Annotated in this window: 16 protein-coding genes; all 16 read right to left on the bottom strand. The window is 39.5% G+C overall.

The features are described from left to right. Positions 1 to 21: 21 nt before the first annotated feature. The 16 genes from D7Z94_RS20015 to D7Z94_RS26135 all read right to left on the bottom strand — a co-directional run bounded on the left by D7Z94_RS20015 (position 22) and on the right by D7Z94_RS26135 (position 12,980). Positions 22 to 1,140, bottom strand: coding sequence for a tetratricopeptide repeat protein (locus D7Z94_RS20015; RefSeq protein WP_147415946.1), 1,119 nt, complete (start codon positions 1,138 to 1,140; stop codon positions 22 to 24). Between the two features lie 335 nt (positions 1,141 to 1,475). After that, positions 1,476 to 2,672 carry a PD40 domain-containing protein gene (locus tag D7Z94_RS20010; protein ID WP_120713405.1) on the bottom strand — a complete coding sequence of 399 codons (1,197 nt, stop codon included), beginning with the start codon at positions 2,670 to 2,672 and terminating at the stop codon, positions 1,476 to 1,478. A 6-nt stretch (positions 2,673 to 2,678) separates the two neighbouring features. After that, on the bottom strand, positions 2,679 to 3,083 hold the full coding sequence (locus D7Z94_RS20005) for an EthD family reductase (RefSeq protein ID WP_120713404.1): 405 nt from the start codon (positions 3,081 to 3,083) through the stop codon (positions 2,679 to 2,681). Positions 3,084 to 3,250: 167 nt separating this feature from the next. Further along, entirely contained in the window at positions 3,251 to 4,429 is a 1,179-nt protein-coding gene (locus tag D7Z94_RS20000) for a DUF6786 family protein (protein WP_211341818.1), read from the bottom strand. Positions 4,430 to 4,561: 132 nt separating this feature from the next. Beyond that, positions 4,562 to 5,524, bottom strand: coding sequence for an NAD-dependent epimerase/dehydratase family protein (locus D7Z94_RS19995; protein WP_120713403.1), 963 nt, complete (start codon positions 5,522 to 5,524; stop codon positions 4,562 to 4,564). Beyond that, entirely contained in the window at positions 5,525 to 5,977 is a 453-nt protein-coding gene (locus D7Z94_RS19990) for a GNAT family N-acetyltransferase (protein WP_120713402.1), read from the bottom strand. A 17-nt stretch (positions 5,978 to 5,994) separates the two neighbouring features. Further along, positions 5,995 to 6,147 (bottom strand): hypothetical protein, encoded by a 153-nt coding sequence (locus D7Z94_RS25695; RefSeq protein ID WP_158594692.1) that lies wholly within the window; start codon positions 6,145 to 6,147, stop codon positions 5,995 to 5,997. Then, positions 6,123 to 6,464 carry a hypothetical protein gene (locus tag D7Z94_RS19985; RefSeq protein ID WP_147415945.1) on the bottom strand — a complete coding sequence of 114 codons (342 nt, stop codon included), beginning with the start codon at positions 6,462 to 6,464 and terminating at the stop codon, positions 6,123 to 6,125. Before D7Z94_RS19985 ends, D7Z94_RS25695 begins: the two co-directional genes overlap by 25 nt. A 64-nt stretch (positions 6,465 to 6,528) precedes the next feature. After that, positions 6,529 to 7,467, bottom strand: coding sequence for a prenyltransferase/squalene oxidase repeat-containing protein (locus D7Z94_RS19980; RefSeq protein ID WP_120713400.1), 939 nt, complete (start codon positions 7,465 to 7,467; stop codon positions 6,529 to 6,531). A gap of 147 nt (positions 7,468 to 7,614) precedes the next feature. Further along, positions 7,615 to 8,139: a hypothetical protein gene (locus D7Z94_RS19975; RefSeq protein WP_120713399.1), complete on the bottom strand. Its 525-nt coding sequence runs from the start codon at positions 8,137 to 8,139 to the stop codon at positions 7,615 to 7,617. A gap of 212 nt (positions 8,140 to 8,351) precedes the next feature. Next, the gene (locus D7Z94_RS19970) at positions 8,352 to 8,702 is read right to left on the bottom strand and encodes a YciI family protein (RefSeq protein ID WP_120713398.1); all 351 of its coding nucleotides are present in this window, start codon (positions 8,700 to 8,702) and stop codon (positions 8,352 to 8,354) included. Positions 8,703 to 9,004: 302 nt separating this feature from the next. Continuing rightward, positions 9,005 to 9,760: a DJ-1/PfpI family protein gene (locus tag D7Z94_RS19965; RefSeq protein ID WP_120713397.1), complete on the bottom strand. Its 756-nt coding sequence runs from the start codon at positions 9,758 to 9,760 to the stop codon at positions 9,005 to 9,007. Between the two features lie 168 nt (positions 9,761 to 9,928). Next, the gene (locus D7Z94_RS19960; RefSeq protein ID WP_120713396.1) at positions 9,929 to 10,507 is read right to left on the bottom strand and encodes a Crp/Fnr family transcriptional regulator; all 579 of its coding nucleotides are present in this window, start codon (positions 10,505 to 10,507) and stop codon (positions 9,929 to 9,931) included. A 102-nt stretch (positions 10,508 to 10,609) separates the two neighbouring features. Then, on the bottom strand, positions 10,610 to 11,488 hold the full coding sequence (locus D7Z94_RS19955) for a glycoside hydrolase family 16 protein (RefSeq protein WP_120713395.1): 879 nt from the start codon (positions 11,486 to 11,488) through the stop codon (positions 10,610 to 10,612). A 14-nt stretch (positions 11,489 to 11,502) separates the two neighbouring features. Further along, on the bottom strand, positions 11,503 to 11,925 hold the full coding sequence (locus tag D7Z94_RS19950; RefSeq protein WP_120713394.1) for a VOC family protein: 423 nt from the start codon (positions 11,923 to 11,925) through the stop codon (positions 11,503 to 11,505). 116 nt (positions 11,926 to 12,041) lie between these two features. Then, positions 12,042 to 12,980, bottom strand: coding sequence for a LuxR C-terminal-related transcriptional regulator (locus D7Z94_RS26135; protein WP_120713393.1), 939 nt, complete (start codon positions 12,978 to 12,980; stop codon positions 12,042 to 12,044). Between the last annotated feature and the right edge of the window lie 101 nt (positions 12,981 to 13,081).

The raw sequence follows: 13,081 nt of genomic DNA, 5'->3' as shown, positions 1-13,081 counted from the left end.
CTGGTATCATTCAGAGCATAATCAATTCTGCGAACCGTTACGTTTTATCTTGGAATCGGAGTAGACATCTCGTATTTCTTTGCAGATCAATGCATATTCATGTTGCCAATACCATTCGCCCACCTGATGGAATCCAAGGACCTCTTTAAAAAAAGTATCGGCCTTTTTAAACTTACCCGACTTGAGATATGCTTTTCCTTCCAGAAATTTTTTATAGTACCCATTACGGCTATACGTATGCAATATGGTTAATGCGCTATCCGGAAGGTTCTTTTCAATTAGTATTCGTGCCCAAATTCCGCCATATCCATTTTTGTTGCTCTCAAAGTCCGGCTTGAAATTAGTATAGGAATCGTCATAGGATCCTTTTTGAAGAAGATACATGCTCTTAAAGTAGGTATAATCATCTTTGATGACGTCTATGGTCTTCGGTTTATCGGTTGGATCCACCGACGCGAGGCCTTCGTCAAAGTACCGTGCCGCCGAGTCAGGTAGGTGCTCAGTAAGGTAAATATTTCCGATCAAGTGATAATCCCAATATGGATGTTCCAATCTTGGGGAAGATGGGGTATATAGTTTTTTGGATACGGGAATCCTTAATTTCATGAAATCTATGGCCTGGGCTATGGAGTCCTTTTTAATAGATAAAACCGATGCAATGGAATAGGCTTCCCTTCGGATTTTGTCGTGATTGCTTTTTAGCATCGTATCGACAAGGTTTCTAGCTTTTTCCTCCTCGCCCCTAAAAGAATAGATCAATGCCACGGATCCATAGGCACTCAACTTGGCGAGAGAATCCCTGTGTATAATCTTGTTTAAAAGCTCCAAGGACCTGTTATAATTACCATGGATAGAATTGACCAAGGCTACGGCATACATGTTTTCAATGTCGGTAGAGTCTTGCTGATAAGTATACGTGAACATTGTATGGGCCGAATCGATATCACCGTTATAGTAATAGGAGAAACCTGCGTTCCTAATGGAACTGATCTTGTCACTTTTAGGTAAATCGGTGTTGGCAAGGCTATCTATAAGCAGATCGGCTTCGTTTTTTTGAACCATGGAACCTTTGCTGGACTTGGAACATGTGCCTAATAGCATAGTCTGTACTACCAGTGCGAGAAGGAAATGAATTTTCATCTTTAAATATGTCTGAATAGAATGCAGAACATTCAATGATTAAAAATATTTGAATCTCGGATTGGTGGATGGAAAAACCCTTATGGTTGTGTATGGCTAGATCTAAATGGACATATATTCCGAACAACGCGGGAAGTTATACAGAATTCTTTTTCTTAATTTTAGGGAAATCAAAATAGGTTACCCTTTTTAGATTTGAAAGAGCTCCGAATCACTGAAGATACAATTTGAAAAGATAGAATGATAGGGACATATTCTGTCTTTTTCTAAGTAAAGCCCAATGAAGCATAGGTATGGGATGCAGCCGCTCTTAACGGCCATGTCCAAATATGGGATTAATTATCTTTTTCCCCGAGTTTAATTTTAAATGCTCCTGAATTCCCCGAACTATCGGTTCCGGTCACCTTAATGGTTAAGGGCACTTTGGATTTCCAAACCCCATTTAGGGCTAAACTACTGGAATCGAATTTGATCCATTCCTGTAATTCGGAATCATTTTCCATAGATACCTCATATAACAACTTACTATCATCGATGTCCTTAAATAAATCGTGCGGAAAGTTTATCTCAAATTTTTTATTGTATTTTACCGTAGCTTCAATTTTGGTATTATAGGCATAAGGCTTAAAGATCGACTTTGTACTTACCCAATAGATATCGGAATCATATATATCCTTCCCTTTTTCTTGGGTTATATGCATTCTACTAAAAAACAAGAACCTATTATCCGGGGATACAAATGGTCGTTGCTCAATTTCTTTACCGTTTATGTTGGTGTTTAGCCTTTCTGGAATCGTCCAGGATCCTTCTTTAGTTTGATAACTTATGTATAGGTCATGTTTGGATTCGAACTCGTTTTTCCATGCCTGAATAATGATATAATCCTCGTTGGGGGACAAAAACAGACTTTCCTCGTCTGAACTAGAATTTAATTCATCCAATTTTTGAATTGATGAATACCCATCCGAATTAAGTTGAGAGAAATAGATGTCGCCACAACATTGGTTTTGATCATCTCGGTTGGAGGTGAAATACAGAGATCCACTTTTTGCCTTACCGTGTCCGGCCTCCCTGGATTTGGAATTAATTATAGAATCCAGAGATTTTGGGTTTATTGCCTTATTGTCCAAAAATTGAGCGACCCATAAATCCGTTTCCGAGTTATTCACCGATTTTGCAAAATAGAGTTCCTTTCCGGTAGGACCGAACATTGGAAAGAAGGTATTGCTATTCTCTGGAAGAAAGGACTTATCCTGAGAGCTCCATTTTCCGTCTACATAATTGATAAGGTAGATACAGGTTTCCTCGGGATCGGATTCATGGGCTACCCCAAAGGCTATGCTCTTACCATCTGGGGAAATAGTCAAACCCATATCGAATCTGCCCTTGACAGATATGATACCTTCTCCAAAAACTCGAGGAATAGTATCCGGGGTTTCTTGCCCCAAATATTTAAATCTTTGGTCCTCGTGATTCTTTTTGGTAGTACACGAGAAAAGCAATAACAAAATGAGGGGAACACAATACTTCATTTGTCATTATTGCAATACCTCACTAATTTGCACTATGGGTTGAATGTTGGTATAGTTCGGGATGTCACCTACAATTTTCTCCGCATTTGGTCCAAAGGAATTTTGATAGGCCGAAAGCTTATCAAAGTATAAATATCCAATAGCCAAATAGGGAATGGGTTCATCGGGTGTCCGGCCCGAAATTCCCTTATCTATTTCCAACAGTTTTAGCGAGTCGCCCATTAAGGTCTTGAGCATGGGCATGTGCTTATTTGAATAGTAGTCCATGTCAAACGTTTTCCCATCACCGTTGGGATATAGGATGGTTACTTTTATCATTCCTTTTTTGGTTTTGGCGTCGGCAGAGGTATTCTGCTGAAAAGCGGTGAGGATTACCGCACCAAGGATCAAAGCAATAATTTTGGTTTTCATTTTGTTGGAATTTAATGATTTGTTGAAAGATAGTATTTTTTTGCGGTATTGACTACAATGCTTTGAATGTAATGGGCGATAGGAGAATCCAAGGATTAAAATGGAAAGGTTGGGGCTAAACGGTGCTTTAATACTGTTCCTATAGTATTGATTTTCACCTATTGGTGTTAAAACTTAATTTCATCAAGGTCTATATTCAAGGTTTGTTTGGCTATGCTGTTCAGGCTTTCATATGCTCCTTCAAAGTGATAGGTTTTATGGACATGCTGGATGGAATCCCCCTGTTCTAATTCTTTGGCCGCGGATGACGATTCCAACTCATAAAATGGCCCCATTTGCTTACCGGTTTCTAAAGGGCCATCATTATAGGAATTGATAACATCACCTTCATATGGGTCATCTTGATGTTTCCATAAGGAATTTACATAAGAAGTTACCTCCGTTGTAGAATACTCCACTAGGGTAAGAACATTGTTTTCCGAATCATAACTGCCAAAAATAGGTAGGGCATTTTGAAAAGGAACCCCGATCTTACATCGATATTTTCCATCTCCTTTGAAAAGTATGGTCTTTTCGTTAATTTTTAATCTATCCGGATCGATCTCTCCGAAATAATCGGTATTGAGTTTTAGGGAATCTTTATATGGGATGATAACCGTTGTATTTTCCGATGGCGTAAACATACCCAGTATCCAAATGGAAAGTAGTCCGTTAGCTTTCGTCCAAGCCGAGGGACCTGTATTCGTCATTGTGTTTTCGGATTGAAATCCTACGAATAACATTTCATCATCAAAATCGAGCTTTAGGTTCTTTTTGATTTGCGCTTCATCTAGTAGCGATACTTCTCTTCTTATGTTGATGCTAAATTCATACTCCTGATAATTGGTTAATTGTATGTCCTTGTTAAACACAGCTGAGGTTTCCGTGTTTTCAACTAACGAGAAGGGTTCCGTGTCAATTGATTTTGGCGTAGACCAATTTTCCATTGTGAATTCGTCCCCTTTTTCAAAAAAGATTGAATATTGCCCTCCTTCAGGCCCTAGCCAAAACCTATCCTCTCCTCCAAAAACATTGATTTGTTCCTCGAATTTTTGGGATGCAATGAGGTCATAATTGATCCATCCGTAGCTCTTCCCATTCAAACCGTTGGAAGTACTTGTCATTACCCGACCTTGATAATCGGGTATGACTACCAATTGACATTTGTCGTTATTGTTTTTAAGTACAATTGTTTTTTTGTTCGTATTCAAAAAATGTAGATCATGACCAAATGTCCCTTTTTCATTGGGCTTCATACAGGCATTTGCCAAGAACAAAATCATTAGTAAATAAAAAGTCTTTTTCATAGTCTCTGTCCAAGAAAGTTATCGGTCTTTTTTATATAATCACTGCCGTGTGGCGTGTTTAACGTATCAGAATTGTAAGATAGGAAATTGGTCGAAAAAATCATCAATGAGATTGGGTCATTGGTATACCGGTTATAAGCGATTGACCGGTATTCCCTCCTTTTCGAAATAATGTTCTATAGATTCCTGAACGGCTTGTAACGAGCTATAGTTCGGGGTATAATTCAGTAATTGTTTCGCTTTTGCAATACTTCCACAGGGACTATGCGCTATATGATCCCAAGTTAATTCCTGGTCTCTTTGGGTAACGTTCTTTTGCCATTTTTCCCAAGGAAGAAACCTTAATTTAGGTTCCTTTCCAAACCACCTTGCCATTTCTTCCGCATAACCCCTTAAGGTAAGTGCCTGTTCCGAAACCACATGAAAACTTTCTCCAATAGAATTTTGATGATTTTCGATGGCTTTAACGAAGGCTTGAGCGACATCATCGGCATGGACATGATGAACGGTTTCCATTCCAAGATTGGGCAAGGTAATTTCTTCTCCTTTGGACAATCGTACAAATATTTCTGGATTAAGATTCCCAACGGGATTAACGGGCAACCAGCCAGGTCCGGTAATATGACCGGGATGTAGTATGGTGATTGGAAATCCGTTTTCTTGATAAATAGCATGTAGATATGTCTCGATTTTGGCCTTGTTGATACCATATAAACCGAATGGATTTCGCCTTTGATTTTCAGAAGTAGGCACTTGTTCGCTATGACCATGGACCCACATAGTTCCACAATGCAGAAAATGTTGTACCCTTCCCTTAAGTACTTCGGCAAGCTTTTGGGCACTTTGAGGTGTAAAGCAAATTAGGTCGATAACGATATCTCCACCAAGGGATGCAATTTGAGTTCCAAAATCCCCATTTCGTTCGGACTTCTGTCGGTCAATATCAACATGCTTGACTTGTTTCCAAGATTCATGGGCAGTATATGGATTGCCCCGCTGGCGACTCACGCAGATAACATCATGGCCTGCCTGGACCAACCGAGGAACCAAATAGGTGCCAATATGACCCGTGCCCCCAATTACGACTACCTTCATTTAATCTAATTTCAATTCATAAATCCTGGATTCCTCTCCCCAAGGATGGTATCCTTGCCCGATATAGTTAAACCCATACTTTTCATAATATCCAATATGTTCCGTACATAAATATAAATATTCGAATCCTGCTTTTTTGGTATCCTGCTTTGCCTTCTCCAACAGTAGTGAACTATAGGCGTTGCCTCGATGCTTCTCTCCAATAAATAATGCACAAACCCAGGGATATAGATCTCCTCTACTTATAAAATCATTGGTTATAAGTCCGGCACAACCTATGATCTCAGCGTTTTTTTCCAATACATACCATTGGGGTAATGAGTTCCTTGCGCCTATGCTATGCGTAATGCAATCTTCATATATGATCGGGAGGACACTTTTCCAGCTTCTTTGAAAATAAGCTATGGCCTTGTTTTTATAGCTTGGGTTTTCCCTTACCGATATTATTTTCATTTTCTTCTTAATGAGCTCTATTTTTTCTGGGTTAATCTTTTACATTTCTGCTTTTCCACGGTATAGGCCGCACTGATAATTTTCCATTTTCCGTCCACTTCAAACAGGGTAAAGGCATCTACACCACAGTGCGAAAACTTATCCTCTACCCAGAATTCATAGGTACCCATGCCGTGGCAATTCCATCTCCCAAGGAAATTTCAAATTGCAGGGCAACCTCCTTTACATCAGGTAAGGCCTGCATTTTCGGAAGGTCGTCCTTTGAAAAGCGCATGTCCATTTCAATAGGTTTTTTATTGTTATACCTACGCCAGATTTGGGCTTCATCCATTGTGGCCTTTTGCATAAGTGCGGCGTCCTTTTTTTCCAGGGATTCAAAAAATTGATATATTACATGTTTGATTTTTTGTTCGTCGGTAATTTTCGAATCTTGTGAGTAGGAACTAAAAGCAAAAATCAGTACTAAAAGAAGTGTTATTTTTTTCATGTAAGCTTTTTTTTGTTTTGTTACAACGGTTTGGATACGGCATCTTTTAATATGCATTACCTTTTTATGGTTGTTTTTCTGTTTCAAAATGTTTTATTGCCCGCATTGCCCTTAGCGTACTCCATCGGCTTGGTTTACCGGCTTTTTCCATTATAAAGTGTACTTGCCCCGGATGTGACGCCTGCATATTCCATGTACCATTCTTATTTCTCTTTTTCTGGATTACATCAAAAGCCTCCTTCATTCTATCGTCCCACTTTTTTCCGGCATATTGAAAATAGTCCAACGTACGAAGAATATCATATCGCCATCGGCTTGGGTAGGACAGCTTTAAAAAGTCCTTGTTGATGATTTCCCCTGTTCGGTCCGAAAGGAACAACCGATGTAGCAAAATAAATTCCTCGGCACTCCCTTTGGCATTTAAAATATCATCCAATCGATAGCTATATCCCGATTTCCGAAATTCATACAATCCTTCAAGTACGGAGATGGTGGAGTGTAAGGAACTATGTTTTGCACCACTTCTCGTTGTTCTACAGTTAAAACCGCCATCGGGCATTCTCTCATTGAGAATGCTATCCACAATGGAGCACAATCTCTTTTCCGCGGTATTGAAATATGAAGCATAATTCAAAAACATGCCATTTACGCAAACGTCGCTATGCTTTACTGTGGAAGGTCCCAATGGAATACCTCCATCCTCGGCTTTTCCCATATCCAAAACCAATTCAATCGTCTCTTTTATCGTTTCATTATCCGGGTCTGGATTCAGATTGCGAAGATCGAGCAGCGTGTAATGGGTAGAGATCCATTTGGGCTGATAGAACCGATCCCCCCAATGGCCATTTGGTTTACGTTTGGACAAAAACTGTTTGGCCCATCCCGTTAGGGCTATGCACTGCTGTAGATCTTTGCGGTCATCCCCCAACAAATCACGGTGGACTTGATACTGTAGCGCAATATCACCCTTAAGCAACCATGTTATGATTTGGTTTTCGTTCATTCAGATTACGCTCAACGGTTAGGTGTACCATTCATTTATAGGCTACACATAAATTCCTCGTTTTGACTGCCACTTTTGGCAATTCCCGACAGCTCATCCGGGTCATTCTGAAGGGTTTTGGCTGCCCATAGGCAGCACACTGGGATTTCATTGGGTTAATTTGTTGATCATCTTTTTCGCCCGACCTGAAACCGATTTCCTTTCATCCGAAGATAAACGTTCCAAATGTGGTAGTATCCATGCTTTCAAATCCAAATCTTTTGTAGACCAATTTGCTAAAGTATCCATGGTCTGGTTAAGCACGATCCAGTCATTATGACATGCAAGATTGTTCTTCATGATCTTTTTCGCCTGTTCAATTTGCTTTTCGGTCATTTCTTTTTCCATCATTCCGAAAAGTTGGGCCAAGGTCCACTGGGTGGATGCTTGGTCAATTTCGGCAATATCGGTCAGAAATCGGTCAATGTATGGGATTAGAATTTGCTTTTTCGATTTGCAAATCCGTTTCATGGCATTTGAAGTTCGTAATCGTACCACTTCATCCTCACTAAAATAGCAATTGAACAATTCGTTAAAGAGCCCATTTTCCGCTAATACGGCTTCAACGACTTCTACGGTATTTCCCAATGAGTTTGGATGTCCACCCTTAAGTCGATCTTCAAAATTTTTCATTTGGTGATACTATTTGTTCCTTAATAGAGCAATGGTGAATATAGGTAAAGTAGGTGATTTCGGAATAGTCTTTTGCTCAATAATGTCCTCAGCGAATTGCAAATCGGTCAATCCATGATAAGTTCGAGTATAGCATACTGATTGCTATACTCCAACTTAACTATCTCGGAAAGTTGTCTGTCATCTGCCCTGTTTCCGAGCTAAACGGAATGTTACATGCCATCAAAAATCATGATGTCCCGCACTTCTACTTTGCCGCCGCTGGCTAATACGGGACAACCTTTGCCTAGTTGGATAGCTTCTTCGATGGAATTTGCAGAGACGATAATAAAACCTCCTATAATTTCTTTGATTTCGGCATATGGACCGTCCGTAATGGATCCATTGGCATGCATGGTCTTTCCTTCAAAGCCCAGGGCCTCTCCAGGATTTTTGAGTTTGCCCTGTGCACCAATTCCTTCCATCCAATCTTGCCAAGCTTTCACCTCCTCCTGTATTTGATCGGGAGTAGGGTTAAAATCGGGATCGGGTTCGCTGTGGAATAACATCATAAAATCTTTCATGTCTTTTGTTTTTAATGAATAAATAGTAAACGTTCATATACATAATGATTGAAAACCTGGAAATTGGACATGAATTTAATTTTTTTTGTCTATAGCTGAACAATTAACATTTTGTATTGTTCCTCCTGCAATGTGTTATCTGCTTGTTTTTAAGGGTTTCGTATTTGTATAGTAGCCGTTTTTGAGTACCAATTTTCATAAACAAGTTACTTAATTCAAGGATAAAAAATAGATATCTGAATTCCTGTAGGTCTGGGAGATTTGAAAAAAGCTTTTCATGGGATATGTAGTTGGCACCATATTTACTTTGTCCAATTTTGAAGTCGGTCAATATACAAATAACTCTCTATAAATTTTCTGTGTTCGGCACTCGTCATTTTTTCCAATAAATTGAGGGCCGAAATGTAGCTCGTTAAGTTTCCGTTGGATGAACTAAATTTTCCATCCTCCACAAAGGTTACTAAACTATCATCTTGAACTTTTAGATTGGGATAATCCTTTTGCAGTTGTTTCCCACCACCAATATAGGTCACGATTTTATGTCCATCTGCTATTCCGGACTTCCCAATAAGCTGTGCCCCGGCACAATTGCTCACAATGTATTCGGTTTCTTGGTTTTTCCTTTTAATGAATTCCACCATTTTTTCGTTATGGACCTGGGCATACATATCATAGCCACTCGGCACGAACAAAGCGGTCAACTTGGGACAATTCTCAAAAGTGTAATCGGGGATAAATCGCATACCTTCTTCGGTTGTGATCGGTTTTTCCGTTCCTGCTATGGTGATTACGTTAAAGATTTGTTCCATGTTTTTATCAGGTTTCCCAAAAACATCGGATGTAGCTACAACTTCTCCTTGCAGGACGCCATTGAACATTAGAAGGCCTATTGTGGGTAATTCCGGCCTGAACGGTTTTAAGTGTTTTGTAAGCGTGTCAGATGGTGAGGCTACAAGATTGGCATTTCCAGTTTTTTGGTTGGTTTTTGATTTCTCGGTAGTACAACCAATAAAAAAGGTTGCAAAAAATAGTGTCGTAATAATCCTTAAATTTTTCATGACCAAGTGTTATTCGTTATTCCCTTTGGTTGGTTTGACCATCATTCTAAAATGGTAATTGGCCTGTAGTTATACAGTGTTCTTATTACCTAGATCATAGTTGAACCAGCCCTTTATTTACTATGGAACAAAGGTGGTCAAATCGATTGTAGCAAAAATTAAACTGGTTTAAGAAAGCTGCTTTCCCTTAATTTCGCTCAGATATTCGGGAGTCAGACCCAGAAAGCTGGCCAAAAGATATTGCGGTACGCGTTGTACAAATTCGGGAAAACTATCGCGAAACCTAAAAAACATTTCTTCTTTGGAAAGGCTGTGTACGTATTTTAAGCGCATTAATGCCGAGCCGTAAGCCGTTTCGTAAATAATCCTAAAGTACTTTTCCATTTTGGGGAATTTATCCAAAAGCTCCTGATACTTTGAAAAAGAAATGGATAAAACCGTTGAGCGCTCAACGGTTTCAATGTAGAAGTTGGATGGTCTCTGGTCTTGAAATGCCAAAAAATCGGTCAACCACCAATTTTCTATAGCGAATTGAGAGGTTTTTGGGTTGCCCAAACTATCGATAAAGTATAGTTGCAGACACCCATCTGCAACAAAGAACAACCTATCACACCGTTTTTCTGCAAAAAGCAGTGTTTCCTTTTTGTTGTACGAATGGCAATCGAAAAAAAGTACAATTTCGGATAACTCCTTTTCTGAAAGGGTTAGATAAGTCTTTATGTGATTTATCAAAATAATTTCGGTCATTTTGTGCCATTTGTTTCCAATGATAGGATATGAGGGACTGGCAGATATTTGGAAGCCGTACACTACCTATCTTACCTTTATTTTTAAGATGTAATTCATCGACTATTGATAAATCCGAATATAATCCACTACCATTGGGCTTTCAACAAAATTAGGGTCAATATCCGGTTCTATAGCTATATTCAATAGTAAATAATAATCGGAATCATAAGGCCAGGTATCAGAATTCTTAAGCGACGGTTGGTATTGAAAATGTTCCACTCCGTCTACAGTGAATACCATTTTTTCCTTAGTCCAATCAAGAGTATATATGTGAAACTCATTTGAAACGTCATCTATTTTTTGACCGCCAAGATTTTTGACTTCGCTCCCATAGCTGGATGCATTATGAACGGCACTTGATACATAATCTTGATTCTTGCCCCAATGTTCCAATATGTCTATCTCACCACATATGGGCCACTTGGTCGTCCCAAAACCTTGATTGTCCCAATACGCGCCATCTTCGTCAATATTTTTGTTGAGCAACCAAATGGCCGGCCAAGTACCTGTACCTGCTGGTAGTTTTGCACGAATTTCTATTCGCCCATAAGTAAAGGCAAATTTTGAGTTTAACCTGGCCGCGGTATAATTTTTAATCTCGCCTTGATCCTCGAATTTTTCTTTTTTGGCGACCAGATTCAAATAACCATTTTTTACGTAAGAATTAGAAGCTCTGTCTGTATAATGCTGTACCAAACCGCCCCACCAACTACCTCCTGGCGGCAGTTGTGTTTGATGAAACCATTTTTCGGGGTTAATTGCTCCGCTACCCGCAAATTCATCCGACCAAACCAAAGATTTAAATTCAGGACTTGGAACGCTCATAGCTGTAATACGCTTTGAATCGAATGTCACCTTATTGGTACCTACGGTAATGAGGTATGAAAAAAGGAATACCCCTGTAATCAATAAAATAAAGGCCGCTGTTTTTTTTCCCATTTTTAGATATGTATTTAATCGTTGTAACTGTTTTTTTCTTCTGGTATCTCGCTAAGGTACTGCACGAATTCATATTGATTACCATCGGCATCGGCAAAATAGTCCCGAATCCTAAATGGCCCCACTTGTTTTGGGTAGTCTCGTTTGTATCCGTTCATTAAAAGGTTATTGGCAATCTCTTCTACATCTTGTACAACAAAACCGATGTGATTTATTCCAGCTTTGTCATAGTTTTTTTTAGTTTTTACATCATTTTGTGTAGCCTGATTAAGTGCGATGTAAGTATGGTCATCACCAAAATGGACCCATTCCCTAATATTTTTGCCACCACCTCTTATCTTGAATTGGGGAAAAGCGGTTTGGAAGAACTTGATGGCTTCCTGTAGGTCATTTACCGTAATATTGGCATGTTCCAAATATATATGCTGTGTTTTCATACTATTTTGTTTTTAGTTTGAAACAAATATCAGAATAGCGTAGGAGCAATAAAACGGGCTTAAGTACAGAAATGCCACTGTACCATGGTACAGGTAAGCAAGAGGCCCAAATAGGGTCACATACCCAGAAAACCTCTCTTCAAACTGATATCAACGGCCTCGGTTCTGGTTTTTGCGTTAAGTTTGGAGAGAATTGCTGTAACGTGAAATTTTACGGTACGTTCGGTTATGAATAGTTGTTCGCCGATCTGACCGTTGGTAAGCCCTTTTTTTATAGCGCCAAGTACTTCCAATTCGCGGTTTGTTAAGGGCAGGTCAGGATATAGCAACTCCTTTACATTAGCCTCGGCTCTGTCATGTTTTTTCGTTTCTTTACATAGCATCGTTAGTTGCTGCTGAAGTTCCTTCGCTTTATTGAGTGCCTTATTTATTTTGTCCTTATCCTGCCGGGGATTATCGAGGCAAGAAATTAGGGCCTCTATTTTTGGATGAAAAACCCGCTCCAACACTTTGCTTATGGCCGTATCCGCTCCAATGACCTTACTACTATGGGATTGTTGCAATCTAGTACGCTGAATTGCAGTTCCGATCAACTCACTAATGGTGTTAAGAATGGCCAATTCCTTTTCGTTTAGTTGCCGCGTCTCCTTACTGAGCAAATTCATAAGCCCTACCTTTTGGCCGTTAATCGTTATTGGGATTATGGCGTGAAATTTCAACCCTTTTGTGCCTGTGCCGATATCCTTTAACCTGGAACATGTAATCTCACTGATATTCATCGCCTGGTCAATATCATCCGCCAAATATTGTTTTATGCAATAACACCAACCCGATAAGCGTTCCGGATGATTGCCTAAAGCTGGTGGTAGATTGTGGGAAGCGGCTAGATAAACGGATTTGTTATCAGGTTCGGTAAGCCAGAACCAACCTGTTTCCAAATCAAGGATTTCCACAGTCTTCTCTAAAGATTTACGGAGTGCGGAGTGTAGGGAGAATTCCTTATTTAGGTGACTCGCTATTTCATATAAATTCAAAAAATAGTCCTTATCGTTCATTTTTGCCAATTCAGGTTATAGAAGATAGCCAACCGTTCTTACCGCTGCCCGTCCCAACATATGTTATCAACATGATTACGGCCACTGTTGGGTTTAATGTG

Origin of the sequence: Ulvibacterium marinum (assembly GCF_003626755.1) — a bacterium.
Classification (GTDB): domain Bacteria; phylum Bacteroidota; class Bacteroidia; order Flavobacteriales; family Flavobacteriaceae; genus Ulvibacterium; species Ulvibacterium marinum.
This window is presented reverse-complemented; position numbering and strand designations above follow the sequence as displayed.

Excerpts from the sequence above, each read along its gene's own strand:
- D7Z94_RS25695 (WP_158594692.1), bottom strand. The coding sequence starts at position 6,147 with ATGGGTACCTATGAATTCTGGGTAGAGGATAAGTTTTCGCACTGTGGT.
- D7Z94_RS19970 (WP_120713398.1), bottom strand. The coding sequence starts at position 8,702 with ATGAAAGATTTTATGATGTTATTCCACAGCGAACCCGATCCCGATTTT.
- D7Z94_RS19990 (WP_120713402.1), bottom strand. The coding sequence starts at position 5,977 with ATGAAAATAATATCGGTAAGGGAAAACCCAAGCTATAAAAACAAGGCC.
- D7Z94_RS19980 (WP_120713400.1), bottom strand. The coding sequence starts at position 7,467 with ATGAACGAAAACCAAATCATAACATGGTTGCTTAAGGGTGATATTGCG.
- D7Z94_RS20015 (WP_147415946.1), bottom strand. The coding sequence starts at position 1,140 with ATGAAAATTCATTTCCTTCTCGCACTGGTAGTACAGACTATGCTATTA.
- D7Z94_RS19985 (WP_147415945.1), bottom strand. The coding sequence starts at position 6,464 with ATGAAAAAAATAACACTTCTTTTAGTACTGATTTTTGCTTTTAGTTCC.
- D7Z94_RS19975 (WP_120713399.1), bottom strand. The coding sequence starts at position 8,139 with ATGAAAAATTTTGAAGATCGACTTAAGGGTGGACATCCAAACTCATTG.
- D7Z94_RS20010 (WP_120713405.1), bottom strand. The coding sequence starts at position 2,672 with ATGAAGTATTGTGTTCCCCTCATTTTGTTATTGCTTTTCTCGTGTACT.
- D7Z94_RS26135 (WP_120713393.1), bottom strand. The coding sequence starts at position 12,980 with ATGAACGATAAGGACTATTTTTTGAATTTATATGAAATAGCGAGTCAC.
- D7Z94_RS19955 (WP_120713395.1), bottom strand. The coding sequence starts at position 11,488 with ATGGGAAAAAAAACAGCGGCCTTTATTTTATTGATTACAGGGGTATTC.
- D7Z94_RS20005 (WP_120713404.1), bottom strand. The coding sequence starts at position 3,083 with ATGAAAACCAAAATTATTGCTTTGATCCTTGGTGCGGTAATCCTCACC.
- D7Z94_RS19995 (WP_120713403.1), bottom strand. The coding sequence starts at position 5,524 with ATGAAGGTAGTCGTAATTGGGGGCACGGGTCATATTGGCACCTATTTG.
- D7Z94_RS19960 (WP_120713396.1), bottom strand. The coding sequence starts at position 10,507 with ATGACCGAAATTATTTTGATAAATCACATAAAGACTTATCTAACCCTT.
- D7Z94_RS19950 (WP_120713394.1), bottom strand. The coding sequence starts at position 11,925 with ATGAAAACACAGCATATATATTTGGAACATGCCAATATTACGGTAAAT.
- D7Z94_RS19965 (WP_120713397.1), bottom strand. The coding sequence starts at position 9,760 with ATGAAAAATTTAAGGATTATTACGACACTATTTTTTGCAACCTTTTTT.
- D7Z94_RS20000 (WP_211341818.1), bottom strand. The coding sequence starts at position 4,429 with ATGAAAAAGACTTTTTATTTACTAATGATTTTGTTCTTGGCAAATGCC.